We start from the raw sequence: 19,804 nt of genomic DNA, 5'->3' as shown, positions 1-19,804 counted from the left end.
ATGAAAAAACACACAAAAGCGCAAGTTGCCGTACCAAAAGGTGAAGTGCGCATTATTGCCGGTCTTTGGCGTGGGCGAAAATTACCGGTATTAAATGCACAAGGATTGCGTCCTACAGGCGATCGCGTAAAAGAAACCTTGTTTAACTGGTTGATGCCTTATATTGTGGATGCACGTTGTTTGGATGCCTTTGCCGGCAGTGGATCCCTTGGCTTTGAAGCCCTTTCCCGTCAGGCAAAGTCTGTTACCTTTTTGGAATTGGATAAGGCGGTGGCAAAGCAATTAAGTCAGAATTTGCAAACCCTAAAGTGTGGGGAAAATCAGGCAAAAGTCATCAACCAAAGTAGCTTGGACTATTTAAAATCCATACAAAATCAACCGCACTTTGATGTGGTTTTTTTGGATCCCCCTTTTCATTTTGGTTTAGCCGAACAGGCTATCCAATTACTGTCAAAAAACCATTGGCTTGCCCCCGATGCGTTAGTTTATGTGGAAACCGAGCGCGATAAGCCTTTAGATGTGCCTGAAAATTGGATTTTATTAAAAGAAAAAAACACAGGACAAGTGAGTTATCGATTGTATCAATTGGGATAACACCGGGTTTCTGAAGAAAAAAGAGCGATTTCCCTGAAATTAGGGTAAAATAGCAAGATATTTGTTTATTTTAGGAAAGATTTTATGGCATTACTGAATGTATTAATTTACCCCGATGAACGTTTAAAAACGGTGGCAACGCCTGTAACAGAATTTAATGATGAGCTTCAAACCTTTATCGATGATATGTTTGAAACCATGTATCAAGAAGAAGGAATCGGCTTGGCCGCCACCCAAGTGGATGTACATAAACGCGTCATTACCATTGATATTACAGGGGAAAAAACCGAACAACTGGTTTTAATTAATCCGGAAATTTTGGAAACGGAAGGGGAAACAGGTATTGAAGAAGGCTGTTTGTCTCTGCCCGGTTTGCGCGGTTTTGTACCACGAAAAGAAAAGGTCACAGTAAAAGCCTTAAATCGTCACGGCGAAGAATTTACCTTAAGCGCGGACGGATTATTAGCAATTTGTATTCAACACGAAATGGATCACCTTAACGGTATCGTGTTTGCAGATCATTTATCACCATTAAAACGTAATCGCATGAAAGAAAAATTGGTGAAATTACAAAAACAACTCGCAAAACAATCAGCTTAATTACTACTAGGGCAAGCCAAACTTGCCCTTCTGTCTCTTTATGATCTCTTGTTCACATTTCCAAACTCAACAATGTCGCTCTTGCCAATGGTTGGCAAAGCCTTATCACAACCAGCTCGCAGAAAAAGACGCGCATCTTAAGGCGCAATTACAAGGGATAGATTTATCTTGTGTGGAATGGCTTGCACCTTATACTTCTCCCTTAACGGCTTTTCGTAATAAAGCGAAAATGGTGGTCTCCGGCGCGGTTGAACGCCCTATTTTGGGCATTATCAACGAACAAAATCAGCCTATTTCTCTTACAGATTGCCCCCTTTATCCACCGCACTTTACGCCTATTTTTGAGGTGTTAAAGGATTTTATCGGACGTGCAGGTCTTGTCCCTTATAACATCGCCAAACAGAAAGGGGAACTCAAGTATATTTTGCTCACAGAAAGCCGTTACAACCAACAGTTGATGTTACGTTTTGTGCTACGTTCAGAAGCCAAATTGCCTTTAATGCAGCGCGAATTAGCCGGTTTAATGACCAAATTACCCCAACTCTGCGTTGTCACCGCCAATATTCAACCACAACATGCGGCCATTTTGGAAGGAGAAAAAGAAATCTTTTTGACTGAGCAACAGGTATTGGAAGAACAGTTTAACCACATTCCCTTATTTATCCGTCCACAAGGCTTTTTCCAAACTAATCCTACAGTGGCACAAGCCTTGTATAGCACGGCACAACAATGGATAAACAACTTACCGATTACGCATTTATGGGATTTATTCTGTGGCGTAGGGGGATTTGGTTTGCATTGTGCAACCGCATTGGCAAAAAATAATCCTGATGTACAGCTCACAGGGATTGAAATTTCCCCTTCTGCTATTTATTCCGCCACCCTTTCTAGTCAAAAGTGCGGACTAAAAAATGTACGTTTTCAGTCTCTTGATGCGGCCAATTTTGCCTTAAACCAACATGAACAGAAACCTGACCTGGTGATTGTCAATCCCCCAAGACGTGGCATTGGCAAAGCCTTGGCACAATTTCTCAATCAAATGCAACCGCACTTTATACTTTATTCAAGCTGCAATGCAGTGACCATGGGAAAAGATTTACAGGAATTAACCCATTATCAACCGCAAAAAATTCAACTGTTTGATATGTTCCCACATACTCACCATTATGAAGTCTTGGTGTTGTTAACAAAGAAATGAGAAAAACAAAAGGCATAATGAACGCGCCATTATGCCTTTGTTGTTTTGATGAATTAGAAACTCACCGCACTTTTTAGTTTTTTCAATGCATTGGTTTCTAATTGACGCACCCGTTCGGCAGAAATATTGTATTTTGCGGCCAAATCGTGCAATGTGGCTTTATTTTCATCTAACCAACGTGTTTTGATAATGTCTTGACTACGTGCATCTAATGCTTCCATGGCTTGACTTAATTGCTCAACTGCTTGGTCTTCATAGTTCGTATTTTCTAATTCAGCTGCAAAATTTGAGCCTTTGTCTTCAAGATACATGGATGGTACATAGGTATCCTCTTCATCATCATTTGAAACATCAAAACCAACATCAGCACCTGTCATTCGGCTTTCCATTTCAATGACATCTTCCTTAGAAACACCAAGTTCTTTTGCCACTAAATCCACTTCGTTCTCGTTGAACCAACCTAAACGTTGTTTGGTTTTACGCAAATTGAAGAATAATTTGCGCTGCGCTTTGGTTGTCGCCACTTTCACAATACGCCAGTTACGTAATACATATTCGTGGATTTCCGCTTTAATCCAATGTACCGCGAAAGACACCAAACGCACCCCCACTTCAGGGTTAAAACGTTTAACGGCTTTCATTAAACCAATATTGCCTTCTTGAATTAGGTCTGCTTGCGGCAAGCCATAGCCCGAATAACCGCGTGCCACGTGAATGACAAAACGTAAATGGGATAAAATCAACGCTTTTGCCGCTTCAAGGTCTTGCTGGTAATATAAACGCTCCGCTAAGTCCTTTTCTTCCTCAGCACTGAGCATTGGATACTCATTTGCTGCTCGAATATAACCTTCAAGATTACCTTGTGGGACTAACATCATTTGCGCTTCTTTATTCATTATCTTCCTTCTTAGTTCCGATGAACCGTTTCATCTTTTATAACATAAAAAATCGAAAGATCAAATGATCTTTCAAAATTATGTTAAATTAGACCGCACCTTAGGAAAAATAGTTCTCAATATTTTGTAAAATATTTACGCCAAAAGCGGTACTAATTGATAGTTTTTATTTTCACTAATCACCATCAGCAGCAAATCAATATTTGGATGTTTACCCGGGTTTGCTTTAGCGTCTTCTGTATGTTCCGAAAAAATGGCTAAACCTTTTTCCGCAGAAGTGCGGTCAAGTTTACCGTTAAATTGCTGTGCCAGCGCATTATAAACACGCAAAGAACCTAATTTTCCTGCAATCGCAGGAATATGGTGAATAACATTCTCTCCATCTAAAACATTTAACCCTGTTAAATGGTCGATGGTCGGCAAAGTTTCTAAAATTGTTTTGAAATCCATTTTTATTCCTTTTAACTAATTGCATTTTCCGCGTTAATTTCGCCATTTTCACCGATAAAACGCACTTCAGGCGCAAGATAAACATCAAATTTAGCCGCAACTGCTTGGCGTACATGATGTGCCAACTCGACCACATCAGAACCTGTCGCATTGCCTTTATTAATTAACACTAAGGCTTGTTTTTCATGTACCGCCGCACCGCCAATTTGATAGCCTTTTAAATAGCATTGATCGATAAGCCAGCCGGCCGCAAGCTTCACAAAACCCTCAGATTGTGGGTAATGTGGAATAGTTGGGTATTCTGCCACTAAATCTTGGAATTGGCGCGCAGTCACCACAGGGTTTTTGAAAAAACTACCGGCATTACCCAATTCTTTTGGATCAGGTAATTTCGCACGGCGTATTGCACAGACTTCATCAAAAATTTGTTTTGCACTCACCGCGCTTGGATCCAAGTCGGTCAATGATCCGTATTTGAGCACCGGTTTCCAGTTTTTCGCTAATTTTAACCCGATAGCCGTGACCATAAAATCGCCTTTGTATTTTGTTTTAAAAATACTTTCACGATAGCCAAAATGGCATTCCTCATTACTCAAACGGAATGCCTCCCCCTTGGCTAAATCGAAGACATCCACATAATCGCAAACATCCTTAAACTCTACGCCATACGCCCCAATATTTTGCACAGGCGCGGAACCTGCACAACCTGGAATTAAGGCAAGATTTTCTAAACCGGCGATACCTTGCGACAATGACCATTCCACTAAATGATGCCAATTTTCCCCGGCATTGACGTGCAAGTAATGAAAGTTTTCATCTTGCTGATGTTCAATTCCCATTAGGCGGTTAACTAACACTGTCCCTTTAAAATCACGCACAAATAAAACGTTGCTTCCTTGCCCTAAAAAGAGAACAGGTTGCTGATTTTCTTTCGCCTGATGCCAGGCTTGTTGTAATTCATCAAGGGTGGAAAATTCGATAATCGCATTGGCTTGTGTTGGTGTGCCAAAAGTATGAAATGGAACAAGACTTTGCATAAGAAATCCCTCTCAAATAAATTACCAGTAGTCTAACGATCATTAGACAGGAACGCAAATTCTATGCAAAAAAATACCGCACTTTTGCGCGGTATTTGTAGGGATTGTTTATCAATGCAAGGCTTGAACTACAGCCAAGAAACCTTTCAATAAACTGGCATTTAACAAGTCAATAAAAAATGCCCCAACCATTGGTACGATTAAGAAAGCTTTATGCGAAGGGCCGAAGTGTGATGTCACCGCTTGCATATTTGCCACCGCCGTTGGTGTTGCGCCTAAACCGAAACCACAGTGACCGGCACTTAATACTACCGCATCATAGTCTTTGCCCATAAAACGATAAGTGACGAAAATAGCGAATAAAATCATCACAAGCACTTGCGCTGCCAACACAACGAAAACCGGTAAAGCTAATCCGGCTAATTCCCATAATTTTAATGACATCAATGCAATAGCAAGGAAGATAGATAACCCAACCGTACCTAATACGTCAATAGCATCGTCTGCGACTTTGAACTTAAAAATATGAGCAAGACTGTTGCGGATAATCACCCCCGTAAACAAACACCACACGAAAGTGGGTAATTGAAGTGCGGTGCCTTTTGTCGCAGCATCTAAATGTTGACCCACAAATAAGCAAATAGACATCATCGTAATGGTTTCAATGATGGTGCGCGTATTTACCTTACGGCGATACACCGGTTTTTCAAAGGCTTCTTCGACATCATTTACCTCTTCATCTTCCGGAATTTCTGCTTTATGCATGCGTTTTAACAGAAAGCGCGCCACAGGGCCGCCGATAATCCCGCCGAATACTAAACCGAACGTTGCACAAGCCATGGCTAATTCCATCGCTCCTGAAATACCAAACTCACGCGTTAAATCCGCTGCCCAAGCTGCGCCTGTACCATGTCCTCCTGTCAAGGTAACGGAACCGGCGATTAAACCGTAAGCGGGATCTAACCCCATTACCATTGAACCCAAGATCCCCACAGCGTTTTGCAAACAAATCAATGCTGCCGCGATAACTAAAAATACAATCAACGGCTTGCCGCCTTTAATTAAACGTGCAAAGTTTGCGCTTAAACCGATAGAACTAAAAAAAGCCAACATCATTGTAGTTTGGATGCTTTTGTCAAAAGTAAAACTGACATCCCAAAGTTGATGCACAACGGTTAATGAAATCGCAACAATAAAGCCACCAACAACGGGCTCAGGAATATTGAAATCACTTAAAACACGAATACGTTTAACGAGAAAGTAACCAAGTAATAAAACCAAACAGGCAAGTGCCACTGTTTCATAAGTATCAAATGTCATAATTGTCCTTTTGGGTTTGAAAATAAAGTAATAGAAAGGAACTTTCTAAAACGAGAAAGCACCCAATCTAACAGAAAAATATGCGCCTGACCAGTAAAAACGCCATTCTCAGCATAATTGGGCTCAAATTAAGGAAGTCATTTCGTAAGATTTTACGAGAAATTTTGATAACCATACATTAGAAATGTCTGCAAGCTATCTCCCATATTGGCAATATTCGGATAACGTCCCCATTGTTCAAAGCCTTGCTTTTCAAACATTTTTCGGCTGACAAGATTTTCCTCAATCACATACGCCATTAGGGTATTTGCACCACAATCCTTCATTTGCGCTTGCAGAAATTGCAATGCTTGCGAGCCATAACCTTTTCCCTTCGCTTGTTCATCTAAGTAAATACTGATTTCAACGGTTTGCGCAAAAGCGGCACGCTCGTAGAAAGGGGAAAAACTACACCAGCCCAAAATTCGTCCCTGTTCCACCGCACTTTCCAACACCCAAATCGGATGATGCGCATTATTTAAGTGCGCATCAAACCACGTACGGCGACTAGTTTCGGTAACGGGTTCAAGATCCGCCGTAATACGGCGACAAGGAATTGCTTGATTATAAATAGCAATCACCTGAGAAAAATCTTGTTCTATCGCTTTTCTAATTTTCATCTTTTTATAACAATATCTGTACTGCTGTACCGCCTGTTGGGCGATTCTTTATAGTTAATTGGGCATTGAGCTGACGACTACGCTCTTCCATAATACGCAAGCCATAATGTCCTTCCGGTTCCTCTAAACTCGGAATGCCTACGCCGTTATCACTGATCACAATTTCACGATCGCCATCCGCATTGGTACGTGCCACAATCTCGATCAGACTACCTTGAGAATGCTTAATGGCATTGAGTGTGGCTTCGCGCACAATTTGTAATACATGCACTAATTGTTGCGCATTAAAAATATGTGATGGCAAGGTGCAATCTACGCAAAGCTGAATATCAGTTTGGGCGCGCAAGCTATCAATGACCTGTTCCAAGGCTAATTCCAAATTGGCCTCTTGAACCGTTAAACGGAACGTGGCTAATAATTCACGTAATTGAGTATAACCATCACTGAGCGCCTGTTCAAAATCTTTGATAATCGCTAAGCTTTTTGACTTGGTGTCATCCTCATCCTTATGAAGATGATGTTTGAGTAAGGTTAGCTGAATTTGCAAATAAGACAAGACTTGTGCTAACGAATCGTGTAGTTCTCGTGCAATAATTGAGCGTTCTTCCATCAAGAGCAATTGTTGTTGCTGTCGTTGGCTTTGATTGACATACAATGAACGGCTTAATAATTGAGCAATACTGTCCATTGTCCGAGGATCGGGGCAAGGCAGACCGGCTTGCCAACTTAATATGCCCAATGGATTTTTCTCATCGCCAAGTGCAATCTCTTGCCATGTACGATTTTTAGCCGGCGTCCCTAATTCCACATTCCAATCTTCACTGCCTAATAAGGTTAATTTAAAGGCAATCAAATGTTCTATTGCCATCACATTTTGCATCACCAGTAACAACCGCCGGCGATCAATATCAGAAGCACTCAAGATTTGAGAACAATGATACAACATGGCTAAAGTGCGGTTAATTTGAGTGAGTTTTTGCGTTTTTTCATTAATACGCTCTTCGAGATGAGAATATACTTTATATAAATCACTCGACATTTGAGTAAAGGCTTTTGCCAAGCTGCCTAATTCATCATCACGCTGCGTATCTAATGGAATATGCTTAAATTGGCGCATTTGGATTTGTGTGCTGGCACGCGTCAGTAGTTGCAATGGGTTCACCACTTTCCGGCGTGTATACCAAATCACATATCCCACCATACCAATAATCAACAGCATAGAGGACAAAATCACGGCAGTGGTAATGGTCACTTTAAATTCCGCCACTTCTTGTAATGAACGTACAAAATTATCGACTTGCTCAACATATTGAGGGAGATTTTCACGATAGCTTTTTTCATCGGCACGTAAAGCCAGTTTCTCCATCTCTCGCCAAGAGCTAATTAAGTCATGATAAGCATGTTTTACATTTTTGGGGGCTAAAAATTGCTCATCTATTTTCATTAATGCAGGAGCATGTAAGCTACGGCGGTATTCTCGTAAATACAGATCGATTTGATTGGGTTCTTGCTTTAAGCCGTACCAAATACGGTAAGTTTGGAAGCGTAAGGAACCTGAAATATTGATTTGTTCGGCATCAGAGCGACTGCTCGCAATAATTCCTAAAGCAAACGTGGTAATAATGCCCGCAAAAATGATAATGGCAACCAAATAATGGGCAATTTTGGTGGAAACAGATTGTTTGGTGTTCACGTCAGTTCCTTAAAAGTGCGGTAGAAAATAGGCGAAGATCAGCAAACACTAATCCCGATTATGAGGCGCATGCGCCGCCCCTTTGGCTAACATCCGTAATTGCATAATCAGGCGTTCTTTAAGTTGTTCACGCTCGCGTAAGCTCATATCTAAAGCGTTTGCCCCAGCGGTAAATACCAGTGTGACCATGCCTTCCGCTTGAACATAGGCAATGTATTGACTGTAATGATGGGTATAGGCAAGGTATTCTGCCAGTTCGTCCACAAAGTGTTTAATTTCACGCGCGGATGCCGTACGAAAGGCACTGGATGTGCCTGAGCTTTCACGCAACAACAAACGAAAGACGTTAGGGCTATTATTGATAAACTCAAAAAAGGTCTCGACAGAAATCACAATAACACTACCGCCATTTTCAATGCGTTTACGCGCTTGACGCATTAATTGACGCAAGGTTAATCCGGCTTCATCCACCATGACTAACCCGAGTTCATCCATATCTTTAAAATGACGATAGAAAGATGTAGGGGCAATGCCGGCTTCTCTCGCCACTTCCCGTAGGCTCAGATTAGAGAAGCTCTTTTCAGCGGTCAGCTGATTAAATGCCGCATCCACCAAAGCTCTGCGCGTTTTTTCTTTTTGAATCGCACGTACCCCAGCCATACTATCGTCTCCCTAAAATCGGTTTGACCGCATCTTTGACCGCACTTGCAATGCGTTCATAACGCGCGCGCAATGGCGAACCCGGGCGATAGATTAGGACAATGGTGCGTTTCGGTTCAGGGGAGGTGCAAGGAATATATTTCACCCCTTTACGCGCACCTTCATTGACCACTGCCAGTTCGGGCATTAATGTTACGCCCATATTTGCCGCGATCATATTGCGCAACATTTCAAGGCTGGTGGCTTTAAAGTGTGGGTTTTCGCTTGCCCCGGCGGTGAAACAATAGCCTAAGGCTTGATCACGTAAACAATGCCCATCGTCTAACATCAGCACTTCGCGCCCTTTTAAATCCGCCACAGGCACGGATTTCGCGTTGGCAAGTTCATGCTTTTCCGACACCGCCAACATCATTTTTTCGTTAAATAACGGCACTTCAATAAAATGTTCTGTGGCAGGTACGCTGGCTAAAATGGCGCAATCCAATTGACCTGTTTCTAATTTATTCAGTAATTGGGTAGTTTGGGCTTCGTATAAAAATAATTCCAGTTCAGGGAATTCCGCTTTTAACGCCGGCATAATATAAGGCAATAGATAAGGCCCTACCGTTGGGATCACTCCAATATGCAGTGGGCCTGTCATATCTTTCCCTTGGTTGCTTGCCATTTCTTTCAGAATTTTGACTTGATATAAAACTTGTTTTGCTTGCTCTACCAATAACAACCCTGACTGTGTAAACAACACCTTACGACTCGTTCGCTCTAGCAGGACAATACCTAACTCATCTTCCAATTTACGAATTTGACCACTTAATGTGGGTTGGCTCACATTACAAGCATCAGCAGCACGACGGAAATGTTTATGTTCAGCAAGTGCCACAAGATATTCTAGATCGCGAATGTTCATCAGAAAACCTACCTAATTTAAATAGAAAAGAACGATTAAATGAATAGCTATTAATTGTTTGTAACGATAGCATAAACGAAACTATAATTCACTACGTATTAGAATTTGTTTATCTCAAATCACATTAAGGAGAAATTATTATGGCTAATATGGAAGGGAAAAAAGTCCCACAAGTCACATTCCACACTCGTCAAGGGGATGCTTGGGTTGATGTCACCTCCGCGGAATTATTCGACAACAAAACCGTTGTCCTTTTCTCATTACCCGGTGCATTTACCCCAACTTGCTCATCTACACACTTACCACGTTACAACGAATTAGCGTGCGAATTCAAAGCATTAGGTGTTGATGACATTATTTGTATGTCAGTGAATGATACCTTTGTGATGAATGCGTGGAAAGCGGATCAAGAGTCAGAAAATATTACCGTCATCCCTGATGGTAACGGTGAATTTACCGAAGGCATGGGCATGCTAGTAGGCAAAGAAGATCTTGGCTTTGGTAAACGTTCATGGCGTTATTCAATGCTAGTGAAAAACGGCATTGTAGAAAAAATGTTCATTGAACCCAACGAACCGGGTGACCCATTCAAAGTCTCTGATGCGGATACCATGATTAAATATTTAAAACCGGACTGGCAAGCCAAACCGTCTGTATCCATCATCACCAAACCGGGTTGCCCATACTGCGCCAAAGCGAAAGCTTTATTAAAAGCAAAAGGCTATGCATTTGAAGAAATCGTATTAGGCCGTGATGCCTCAACCATTTCTGTCCGCGCGATTACAGGTAAAACATCAGTTCCACAAGTATTTATTGGTGGTCAATATATCGGTGGTAGCGAAGATTTGGAAAAATACTTTGCATAAATGCAATCCCTATACACGCCGTATAGGGATCTTTAATTTGAGCCGCTCTGCGGCTCAGATTGCTGACAAAGTTTTTTATTTAATATTTTTAATATGAAATGGCTGTAGGGGCGAAACATCTTTCGCCCTGATTTATCATGATTATTTTTGGGCGAAAAATATTTCGCCCCTACAACATTATTTAGGTTTGTCATCAGTCCAAGCCTCTCTGCGGCTCTTTTTTTAGTGTTATTTTTTGACAGGATTTAACCACGCACCGCAATAGCTTCAATTTCCAAGCCGACATCTTTCGGTAAACGCGCCACTTCCACACAAGAACGCGCCGGAAAATTGGGATGGTTATTTTCCTTAAAGAAACGCTCATATTCTGCATTAACCGTAGCGAAATCATTTAAATCTTTCACAAAAACCGTTGTTTTTACAATATCACCCACGGTTAAACCGGCTTGTTCAATAATCGCCTTGATATTTTCTAAAGATTGACGTGCTTGAGCCGTAATATCTGTAGGCACCTCACCTGTCGCCGGGTTAACGGGAATTTGACCGGATGTAAAGACTAAATTTCCCAAATCTACCGCTTGAACATATGGCCCGATAGCAGCAGGGGCTTTTTCTGTATGAATAATCTTTGTCATAACTTTTCCTTTATTTTCATGTTATTGATATTGTATAGCCGTTGCACAAGAACAAGACGTTCGTTGAGCTTGTCGAAACGTTAGTCTTGTACAGTCGGTGAAATGGCTTATGGTTCGACAGGCTCACCAACCGTGGTTCGACAAGCTCACCAACCACCATTTCAGCTTTGAGCAATAATTACATCATATCGATAAAACTCGGCAACCATTCTTCCGCCGCTTGTTCGTGATCGCATGTGGTTTGCACATCAATACGCAAAGATTCGCAAATTTTGACCGCACCTTGGGCATTTAAAGCCTTTTCCACTTCATCCACTGCGAAACAGAAAGTGTCATAATCGGAATTTCCTAACCCAACCACACCATAGCGCAATACTGATAAATCAGGTTTTTCTGCATTGATTTGCGCAAAAAGCGGTTTGAGATTATCGGGCAACTCCCCCGCTCCATGGGTCGATGTAACGATTAGCCACACAGACTGATCACGCACATCTTCTAAATTAGCTTGGTTTTCAACTTGAACCTGATAGCCTTGCTGTTCCAATAAATCCGCTAAATGATCGCCCACATATTCCGCTCCACCGAGCGTGCTGCCTGTGATAATACAAATATTCATAGTCTTTAGTATCTGCTTATTTTTATCATCTCTTATTTTTATCATCTATAGGGGCGAAATATTTTTCGCCCTGAATGTCCGAGATTATTGGGGCAAAAGATGTTTCTCCCCGATAAACATTCGCAAATTGTGTTTTTATTTTTTATTCAACCACGCCATATATTCCGCGACACCCGTTACCACATCTTTAAATTGATAATCACAACCTGTAGCGCGAAGTTTGCCTAAGTTTGCTTGGGTATATTCTTGATAACGAGATTTTAAATGCTCAGGGAATGGAATCGTTTCAATAGAACCTTTACCATGGAATTTCACAACCGCTTCCGCCACTTCTCTGAAGCTTTGTGCTTTCCCTGTTCCTAGGTTGAAAATCCCCGAAATACCATTCTGCCATGCCCAAATATTGACTGCAGCCACATCACCCACATAAATAAAATCACGCAAGAAATGTTCGCTACCGGCAAATAATTTTGGATTTTCGCCTTTGTTAATTTGATTGTTCAAATGGAACGCGACACTGGCCATTGAGCCTTTGTGTTGTTCACGTGGGCCGTAAACGTTGAAATATTTAAAGCCACAAACTGGAGAATTGGCTTCCGGCAAAATATCACGCACATATTGGTCAAATAAGAATTTAGAATAGCCATAGGCATTTAATGGGCCTTCAAATTGGCGTTCTTCTACAAATTCCGTTTTGTCACCATAGGTAGCAGCACTGGAAGCGTAGAAAAATGGAATCTCACGATCTAAGCAATAATGTAACAACTCTTTCGAATATTCATAGTTGTTGTGCATTAAATATTTACCGTCCCACTCTGTGGTAGCAGAACATGCCCCTTGGTGGAAAATGGCATCAATATCCCCTAAATCATCGCCAGCGATAATAGAGGCTAAGAAATCTTCTTTATCACAATAATCCGCGATATCTAAATCGACTAGGTTGATAAATTTTGTGCCATCTTTGAGGTTATCTACCACTAAAATATCTTTACGCCCCATATCGTTTAATGCTTTCACGATATTTGAGCCAATCATCCCTGCGCCGCCGGTTACAATAATCATAATTTTGTCCTTCTTACCAGTTGAATTTCCGCTATTGTAATCGATCTTCACAAACTGCGGTCAATTTTTTCGATAAATATCGCTGTTTGGGCATAATTATGTAGTAGTTATACAAGACGTTCGTTGAGCTTGTCGAAACGTAAGTCTTGTGTAACCGCTGAAATGCCTTATAGTTCGACAAGCTCACTAACCGCCATTTCAGCTTTTACCGTTGCTACATAATCTTGTTACCAACCCTAAAAATAAACACCCTAAGACAACAACGTTTTCAGCTGATACAAATACGCCAAAGCCTGTTTTGGCGTTAACTCATCCGGATCGAGCTTGTCTAACATTTCTAATGCCGCATTTTTACTCTCATCTTCTTCCAGCAACGCCAATTCCCCTTGAGATTGGTGCAAGTTACGCAAATCTTGAGTTTTTTTATCCGCACTTTGCGCGCTGACTTTTTCCAAATAGGCTAATTTTTGTTTTGCCAATTTAATCACATTTTGTGGAACCCCTGCTAACGCTGCCACAGCAAGGCCATAGCTCTTACTTGCTGCGCCCTCTTGAACGCTGTGCATAAAGGCAATACTATTGTTGTGTTCTAAGGCATCTAAATGCACATTTGCCACACCGCTCATTTGCTCCGGCAAACCGGTGAGTTCAAAATAATGCGTCGCAAAAAGCGTCAGTGAGCGGATTTTTTTGGCTAACCATTCGGCACAAGCCCATGCCAAAGATAAGCCATCATAGGTGGATGTCCCCCGACCGATTTCGTCAATTAACACTAAACTCTTTTCCGTAGCTTGATGAAGAATATTCGCCATTTCTGTCATTTCCACCATAAAGGTTGAACGCCCTGAGGCTAAATCATCACTTGCACCAATCCGAGTAAAAATACGGTCAATTTGCCCAATAACCGCCGATTCCGCCGGAACAAAGCTACCAATATGGGCCATCAGCGTAATTAAAGCCGTTTGGCGCATATAGGTACTTTTACCGCCCATATTCGGGCCGGTAATCACCAATAAATGGCGCGTTGAATTTAAATCAACAGGGTTAGCGATAAACGGCTCTTTAATCACTTGCTCAACCACAGGATGACGACCATTTTCAATGTGCAACCCAATGCCCTGATGAAACTCAGGTTGAACATAATTTAAGGTTTCCGCACGCTCCGCAAGATTGGTCAGCACATCTAATTCCGCCAAGGTCAAACCGGCAAGTTGTAACGCCCCTAAGTGCGGTAAAATTTGGTCGAAGATTTCATCATAAAGCTGTTTTTCCAAGGCCAAACTCGCCCCTTTCGCTTTTAATACTTTATCTTCGTAGGTTTTAAGTTCCGGAATAATATAGCGTTCTGCGTTTTTTAAGGTTTGACGGCGAACGTAGTGCATCGGCGCTTTGTGCGCTTGCCCTTGACTGATTTGAATGTAATAACCATGTACCGCATTAAAGCCGACTTTTAATGTGTCAATCCCTGTGCTTTCACGCTCGCGGCGTTCTAACTCTTCTAAATATTGGGTTGCGCCGTCTGCTAAAGCGCGCCATTCGTCTAACTCCGCATTATAACCTTCAGCAATCACCCCACCATCGCGAATTAAGAGCGGTGGCGTGTCGATAATCGCACGTTGCAGCAAATCAAAAAGATCACTAAATTCGCTAATCGCACTAGAAAGTGCGGTGAAATCCGGCGATATTTTGAGAATCTGATGAATCCAAGGGAGTTGTTCTAACGCCGTGCGTAAACGTGTTAAATCACGCGGTCTTGCCGTACGTAAAGCAACACGGGCAAGAATACGCTCCATATCCCCCACTTGTTGTAAAAGTGGCTGTAATTCGCTGACTAAATCCTGCGCTAACAACGCCTTAATGGTGTTTTGCCGTTGTTGTAATTTCTGAATTTGACGAATAGGTTGATGAATCCAGCGTTTAAGCAAACGGCTTCCCATTGGCGTGACACATTTATCCAATATCGCCGCCAAGGTATTTTCCGTCCCACCGGCTAAATTTTGTGTCAGTTCTAAATTACGCCGCGTCGCAGCATCAAGTTGGATATTCTCAGCATTTTCAATCAAACAGATACTTTGAATATGAGGCAACGCCGTCCGTTGGGTTTCTTTGGCATATTGCAACAAACAGCCTGCCGCACAAAGCCCTAAAATCGCTTTTTCCACCCCAAAGGCTTTTAAATCTTTGGTGCCAAATTGTCGATTAAGCAATTGCACAGCCGTCCCCAATTCAAATTCCCAAATAGGACGGCGGCGCAAACCTTTGGCATTTTCAATTAACGCCATTGCGGCAAAATCTTCACAATAAAGTAACTCTACCGGAGAAAGTCGTTGTAATTCCGCCCGTAAGGTTTCTTCATTTTCAGGTTCAGTAATTTGAAAACGACCGGATGTCATATCCAAAGTTGCCAAACCAAATTTTTCTTTTTCTTGATACACCGCGGCTAACAGATTATCCAACCGCTCGGGCAATAAAGCTTCATCACTCACGGTTCCCGGCGTCACAATACGCACCACTTTACGTTCAACCGGCTGCCCTTTCGCAAGGGCAGGATCACCGACTTGCTCGCAAATTGCCACAGACTCTCCCAGTTGTACCAATTTCGCCAAATAACCTTCCACCGCATGATAAGGCACACCCGCCATAGGAATAGGTTCACCGGCCGAAGCCCCACGCTTAGTCAATGAAATATCCAATAATGCTGCCGCTTTTTTGGCATCATCATAAAACAGCTCATAAAAATCCCCCATACGATAAAACAACAAGACATCGGGATTTTCAGCTTTGATGGTCAAATATTGACGCATCATTGGGGTATGTTGTGTTAAATTTTCGTTTAAATTCATTATATTAACTCATTTGACAGGGCTATTATCATAGCAACCATTTTCTCGCCTAAAAAACAGAAAACGCGCAGAATATCTGGTGAGAATTGTAAATGAAAGAGGAACTGATGTTCAAGTTAGGAATTCCGTTCTGTTGTTTTATCAACGCCATGCCGTAAAACGCCGCCCGTAAGGCACGGAGATATAAGACACAATTAACCCAAAAGCTGGCTCCCTTGACCGAATGAAAGTAGAACTTGTTGATGTTTTGAGGCTGTAAAATCACCAATAAGTGTTTATTTAATATCCCAGCATGGCAGAGCCATACTGGGTTACGCATAAATCAGCCCCTTTGGGGCTGAGAATTAGAGTGGCAAAGCCACTCAACTATGCGTAACCTAGTACGCATTTTGCGTGCTAGGTATAAAATAGTCTATTTTATAAGCAAAAAAACATCAACAAGCCTTAAATATTTTTAGATATTTCAGATTGCTGACAAAGCTCATCTTTGGGAAACCACCTAGCACGAGCCGTGCTAGGTTCATTAAGCCCAGCCCCGCTGGGGCTGAAAAAAGAGCCGCAGAGCGGCTCAGATTAAGTAACCCTATACGGCTCGTATAGGGTTTGTCAACGGTTTGGGGCGAAAGATATTTCGCCCCTACATGTTGTTTTTTCATTCATCCTACGCCGTTTTTACGTTCTCGGACAGGGATAAACCCTGTCCCTACGACATATGGCGATTACACCGACAACACCTATAACGTAATCGATTAGACATGAACTGTAGGGGCGAAATATCTTTCGCCCCTACATGTTGTTTTTTCATTCATCCTACGCCGTTTTTACGTTCTCGGACAGGGATAAACCCTGTCCCTACGACATATGGCGATTACACCGACAACACCTATAACGTAATCGATTAGATATGAACTGTAGGGGCGAAATATCTTTCGCCCCAAAACATTCGCGATAATGTGCTTTTGTTACATAGTTATGTGGGCGTATGTGAACGAAATGGCGTTCCGTTTGGATCATTGCGGAATGTTCACGAAACTCATTCAACAGGGTAATGACTTACCCTGTTTCATAAGGTAGGTTACCACATATAACCTACACCCACTGTACCCATTACATCGCCACGTGTATTCGCGCTACCTGTTAACTTCAATTTAATTTTGCTGTTATCAGAGAGACGTGAATAACCCACCGCGACAGCGTTCTCGCTCTTATACGCACTTGCCGAAGCAGCAATCATCGAACGACCTGCTACGTGTACTTCCGGGATACCTGCAAGCGCGGCTGCACTGGCGATACCCGCACGAAGACCTTTATGCTCACGGTCCATCTTATTATAGATATCCCCGATTTGTGCATTTTGGCTTGCCACTACGCTATACAATTGGCTACCGTTAATTGCATCGGTACTCTTCTCAGAGATTAAACCCGGTGCAACGTTTTGGATACGGCGAGTTTCCATTGTACCATCGCTGTTTACATTACCCACGCTCACTACGCCTTTCACTTCAGAAGCTTTACCACCTGCGTAAGCGTTATACACGCCGCCTGTTACTTGGCTTTCTAAAGCCGCTGTACCTGCAGTGGTTTCACTTGCAGCCACATAGCCTGAGTTTGAACCCAAGAAGACAGAGTTGCTGGTTGTGTTTTTCACGTTGTTACCTACAACAAACACATCAGATTGACCTGCATTCACTTGGTTATTATTACCTAATGCATAAGAGCGATCTGCTTTAATTGTATTAGGGCCACCAATAGCACCTGAGTTATTACCACTCACCACATTGCCGGTACCAATCGAAATAGATTGTTTACCTGACGCCACTGCACCGTGACCAATAGCCACACCTTGCTCGCCGGCAACCGTATTATTACCAAAGGCAACTGCATTATCGCCTTCCGCATGTGCTTGATAACCAATTGCTGTAGAGAATTTGCCTGTTGCACGAGAGTCTTCACCATTAAACTGTTGGTCATCTGTATTACGGTTAGAGCCATCTCTAGTATGGAAGTACTTAATACCCTGAGTATTCATATGGTTGATCGCACTGATCACCGAGTTCTGAATATACTCACCCCGTTCATCCACATTATAAGTCACTAATGCCGGATTGCCGTCTTTATCAACAATGACATCCTTAATGACTTTTTTCTCGCCGGTTTTCGGATTCGTCACAGTGACATCTGCAACCTTAGTTTCCGCACCACCCGTTAAGGCATAGATTTGTGAGCCATTTACCGCATCAGTGCTGTCTTTTGTGATGTCACCATCTTTAACATTGGTAATCTTCACAGGCTTACCATCTTTATCGCCCACTTTGATGTTGTTGCCATCAGCTGAAATTTTCGGACCATTATCACCAAACTGAACGCTAGTGAAGTTCACATTCTCTGCTGTTGCATAGGTTACTTTACCGTTAGCATCTTGCTTCACAGTCAAGTTTTTACCGGCAGCCATATCAATGGTATCCGCAGGATTGATTAGCTCATCATCACCTGAAATCTTCGTGCCACCGTTTGCACTGGTTTTGAGTGTGAAGCCGGTTCTATTAACCGCTTCAACCACATCTGCCACAGTTGCGACTTTATTCGGAGCCGCATCTTTTGCTTTTGTAAGCTCATTGCGTGCATCCTCAACATCTTTAGCCGCCTTGATCAAATCATTGACATTAGGATTTTCTTCCTTAGACAACTGTTTCAATGCATTTTCCGCCGCGGTGACTTTCTCTCTCGCCGCTGCAGTATCCGGGTCAAGAGCTTCTTCTAACTTAGCTAAAGCATCTTGTGCCGCTTTCAAGTCATTTGCAGCCTTGATCAAATCATTGATATTGTCAGGGTTAGCCGCCAAATCCTTAACAATCGCTTGTTTTTCTTCTACGGCTTTCTCCGCATCATCAAGAATCTTGTCAATGAGTTTGCCGCCATCTGCGTCCATATCGCCTTGGTCAATATCCACTTTCACCACAGTTTTCGTTGAAACTTCACCGTTTGGATCGATGGTTTTCACCGTACCGGTGCTCACTGTTGTGCCTTTACCGTCTGCAAAACGAAGCTCATCGTTCGGGTTCACTTTCTCATCTGAGTTATTGAAATCAACACTTGATGTATCGGTTTCTTTACCCACAGTGAAGCCGGATTCTTGGATCGCTTTCGCTACCGAATGACCATCTACGAACTTGTCACCGTTGTTTACAACGTTCTTACCATTGTTACCCACAACGTCATTGCCAAGTGCGGTTGTACCCTCTTTCGGTTTACCTGTTGTCGGATCAATATCTTCTTTCTTGAAGTATTCGCCCCCAACTTTAACCACATCAGTGTCTTTACCGTCAATCTTAACAGTACCTTCGTTAACACCAATTACCTCACCTTTTTCAAGAGAAACGGTAATCTCACGAACGCCGTTTGCTGTTGTTTTACCGGTTACAGAAATACCGTTTTCACCTTTGAACTCTACTTTATTCGCATTTTTCACTGTGTCGGTATATTCATTACCGCTTGCAGACACAATCCAGCCCATGTTAGCAATATCGCCTACAGTGACTGCTGAAGATTCCCATTTCGCTTTTGCTGCTTCATGGGCTTCTTTCTCTTCGTCCGTAGCATTCTCTGGTAATGTCGGATATGTCAAATCAACCAACGTATCTGTACCTACCGCACCCTCTTTACCTGTAGGTTTCGTTTCCACTTCTTTCGTGTCTAACGCTGACGCAATGCCGTTGATTTGGCTATCTTTACCGTCTTTGTCTTTCACACTTAACGCAGTCGGTGCAGTTG

At 42.3% G+C, this 19,804-nt stretch carries 17 protein-coding genes; 4 read left to right on the top strand and 13 right to left on the bottom strand.

Going from position 1 to position 19,804, the window contains the following annotated elements; genetic code table 11:
- The 3 genes from rsmD (at nt 1) to rlmC (ending at nt 2,392) form a co-directional block, all read left to right on the top strand.
- Nucleotides 1-594 (top strand): 16S rRNA (guanine(966)-N(2))-methyltransferase RsmD, encoded by a 594-nt coding sequence (rsmD, locus tag Q0O89_RS06430; protein ID WP_293730890.1) that lies wholly within the window; start codon nt 1-3, stop codon nt 592-594.
- 84 nt (nt 595-678) lie between these two features.
- Nucleotides 679-1,194, top strand: a complete 516-nt coding sequence (gene def / locus Q0O89_RS06425) for a peptide deformylase (RefSeq protein WP_273315580.1) — start codon at nt 679-681, stop codon at nt 1,192-1,194.
- 40 nt (nt 1,195-1,234) lie between these two features.
- Nucleotides 1,235-2,392: a 23S rRNA (uracil(747)-C(5))-methyltransferase RlmC gene (gene rlmC / locus Q0O89_RS06420; RefSeq protein WP_293730889.1), complete on the top strand. Its 1,158-nt coding sequence runs from the start codon at nt 1,235-1,237 to the stop codon at nt 2,390-2,392.
- Between the two features lie 53 nt (nt 2,393-2,445).
- On the opposite strand, the gene rpoH is transcribed toward rlmC, so the two are convergent.
- The 8 genes from rpoH to oxyR all read right to left on the bottom strand — a co-directional run bounded on the left by rpoH (nt 2,446) and on the right by oxyR (nt 10,011).
- On the bottom strand, nt 2,446-3,288 hold the full coding sequence (gene rpoH / locus Q0O89_RS06415) for an RNA polymerase sigma factor RpoH (RefSeq protein WP_293730888.1): 843 nt from the start codon (nt 3,286-3,288) through the stop codon (nt 2,446-2,448).
- A gap of 135 nt (nt 3,289-3,423) precedes the next feature.
- Nucleotides 3,424-3,738 (bottom strand): DUF2322 family protein, encoded by a 315-nt coding sequence (locus tag Q0O89_RS06410; protein WP_273405276.1) that lies wholly within the window; start codon nt 3,736-3,738, stop codon nt 3,424-3,426.
- Nucleotides 3,739-3,749: 11 nt separating this feature from the next.
- Nucleotides 3,750-4,775, bottom strand: a complete 1,026-nt coding sequence (gene murB / locus Q0O89_RS06405) for a UDP-N-acetylmuramate dehydrogenase (protein WP_273405274.1) — start codon at nt 4,773-4,775, stop codon at nt 3,750-3,752.
- A gap of 111 nt (nt 4,776-4,886) precedes the next feature.
- Complete coding sequence (gene gltS, locus Q0O89_RS06400) at nt 4,887-6,095, bottom strand: sodium/glutamate symporter (protein WP_273405273.1); 1,209 nt, start codon at nt 6,093-6,095, stop codon at nt 4,887-4,889.
- Nucleotides 6,096-6,247: 152 nt separating this feature from the next.
- A complete protein-coding gene (locus Q0O89_RS06395; protein WP_273405271.1) occupies nt 6,248-6,754 on the bottom strand; it encodes a GNAT family N-acetyltransferase in 507 nt (168 codons plus the stop codon).
- A 4-nt stretch (nt 6,755-6,758) separates the two neighbouring features.
- Nucleotides 6,759-8,447 (bottom strand): nitrate/nitrite two-component system sensor histidine kinase NarQ, encoded by a 1,689-nt coding sequence (narQ, locus tag Q0O89_RS06390; protein ID WP_293730887.1) that lies wholly within the window; start codon nt 8,445-8,447, stop codon nt 6,759-6,761.
- A gap of 48 nt (nt 8,448-8,495) precedes the next feature.
- On the bottom strand, nt 8,496-9,107 hold the full coding sequence (gene fabR / locus Q0O89_RS06385) for an HTH-type transcriptional repressor FabR (RefSeq protein WP_273405267.1): 612 nt from the start codon (nt 9,105-9,107) through the stop codon (nt 8,496-8,498).
- Between the two features lies 1 nt (nt 9,108).
- Nucleotides 9,109-10,011, bottom strand: coding sequence for a DNA-binding transcriptional regulator OxyR (oxyR, locus tag Q0O89_RS06380; protein ID WP_293730886.1), 903 nt, complete (start codon nt 10,009-10,011; stop codon nt 9,109-9,111).
- A 140-nt stretch (nt 10,012-10,151) separates the two neighbouring features.
- Between oxyR and Q0O89_RS06375 the strand changes: the two genes are divergently transcribed.
- Nucleotides 10,152-10,877, top strand: a complete 726-nt coding sequence (locus Q0O89_RS06375) for a glutathione peroxidase (RefSeq protein WP_293730885.1) — start codon at nt 10,152-10,154, stop codon at nt 10,875-10,877.
- Between the two features lie 245 nt (nt 10,878-11,122).
- Here the strand turns inward: Q0O89_RS06375 and Q0O89_RS06370 are convergent, their stop codons facing one another.
- From Q0O89_RS06370 to Q0O89_RS06350, 5 genes are all read right to left on the bottom strand, one after another.
- Nucleotides 11,123-11,512, bottom strand: coding sequence for a RidA family protein (locus Q0O89_RS06370; protein ID WP_293730884.1), 390 nt, complete (start codon nt 11,510-11,512; stop codon nt 11,123-11,125).
- A gap of 178 nt (nt 11,513-11,690) precedes the next feature.
- Nucleotides 11,691-12,128, bottom strand: coding sequence for an FMN-binding protein MioC (mioC, locus tag Q0O89_RS06365; protein WP_293730883.1), 438 nt, complete (start codon nt 12,126-12,128; stop codon nt 11,691-11,693).
- Between the two features lie 135 nt (nt 12,129-12,263).
- Nucleotides 12,264-13,190, bottom strand: a complete 927-nt coding sequence (gene rfaD / locus Q0O89_RS06360; protein WP_293730882.1) for an ADP-glyceromanno-heptose 6-epimerase — start codon at nt 13,188-13,190, stop codon at nt 12,264-12,266.
- A gap of 251 nt (nt 13,191-13,441) precedes the next feature.
- Entirely contained in the window at nt 13,442-16,033 is a 2,592-nt protein-coding gene (mutS, locus tag Q0O89_RS06355) for a DNA mismatch repair protein MutS (RefSeq protein WP_293730881.1), read from the bottom strand.
- Between the two features lie 1,075 nt (nt 16,034-17,108).
- The coding region (locus Q0O89_RS06350) for a YadA-like family protein (protein WP_293730880.1) at nt 17,109-19,804 on the bottom strand (2,696 nt) is incomplete at its 5' end.

The sequence above is a fragment of the uncultured Actinobacillus sp. genome, from assembly GCF_945915845.1.
Taxonomy (GTDB): domain Bacteria; phylum Pseudomonadota; class Gammaproteobacteria; order Enterobacterales; family Pasteurellaceae; genus Exercitatus.
This window is presented reverse-complemented; position numbering and strand designations above follow the sequence as displayed.

What these genes read in the sequence shown, in the direction of transcription:
- rsmD (WP_293730890.1), top strand. Translation starts at nt 1, where the DNA reads ATGAAAAAACACACAAAAGCGCAAGTTGCCGTACCAAAAGGTGAAGTG.
- def (WP_273315580.1), top strand. Translation starts at nt 679, where the DNA reads ATGGCATTACTGAATGTATTAATTTACCCCGATGAACGTTTAAAAACG.
- rlmC (WP_293730889.1), top strand. Translation starts at nt 1,235, where the DNA reads ATGATCTCTTGTTCACATTTCCAAACTCAACAATGTCGCTCTTGCCAA.
- rpoH (WP_293730888.1), bottom strand. Translation starts at nt 3,288, where the DNA reads ATGAATAAAGAAGCGCAAATGATGTTAGTCCCACAAGGTAATCTTGAA.
- Q0O89_RS06410 (WP_273405276.1), bottom strand. Translation starts at nt 3,738, where the DNA reads ATGGATTTCAAAACAATTTTAGAAACTTTGCCGACCATCGACCATTTA.
- murB (WP_273405274.1), bottom strand. Translation starts at nt 4,775, where the DNA reads ATGCAAAGTCTTGTTCCATTTCATACTTTTGGCACACCAACACAAGCC.
- gltS (WP_273405273.1), bottom strand. Translation starts at nt 6,095, where the DNA reads ATGACATTTGATACTTATGAAACAGTGGCACTTGCCTGTTTGGTTTTA.
- Q0O89_RS06395 (WP_273405271.1), bottom strand. Translation starts at nt 6,754, where the DNA reads ATGAAAATTAGAAAAGCGATAGAACAAGATTTTTCTCAGGTGATTGCT.
- fabR (WP_273405267.1), bottom strand. Translation starts at nt 9,107, where the DNA reads ATGGCTGGGGTACGTGCGATTCAAAAAGAAAAAACGCGCAGAGCTTTG.
- oxyR (WP_293730886.1), bottom strand. Translation starts at nt 10,011, where the DNA reads ATGAACATTCGCGATCTAGAATATCTTGTGGCACTTGCTGAACATAAA.
- Q0O89_RS06375 (WP_293730885.1), top strand. Translation starts at nt 10,152, where the DNA reads ATGGCTAATATGGAAGGGAAAAAAGTCCCACAAGTCACATTCCACACT.
- Q0O89_RS06370 (WP_293730884.1), bottom strand. Translation starts at nt 11,512, where the DNA reads ATGACAAAGATTATTCATACAGAAAAAGCCCCTGCTGCTATCGGGCCA.
- mioC (WP_293730883.1), bottom strand. Translation starts at nt 12,128, where the DNA reads ATGAATATTTGTATTATCACAGGCAGCACGCTCGGTGGAGCGGAATAT.
- rfaD (WP_293730882.1), bottom strand. Translation starts at nt 13,190, where the DNA reads ATGATTATTGTAACCGGCGGCGCAGGGATGATTGGCTCAAATATCGTG.
- mutS (WP_293730881.1), bottom strand. Translation starts at nt 16,033, where the DNA reads ATGAATTTAAACGAAAATTTAACACAACATACCCCAATGATGCGTCAA.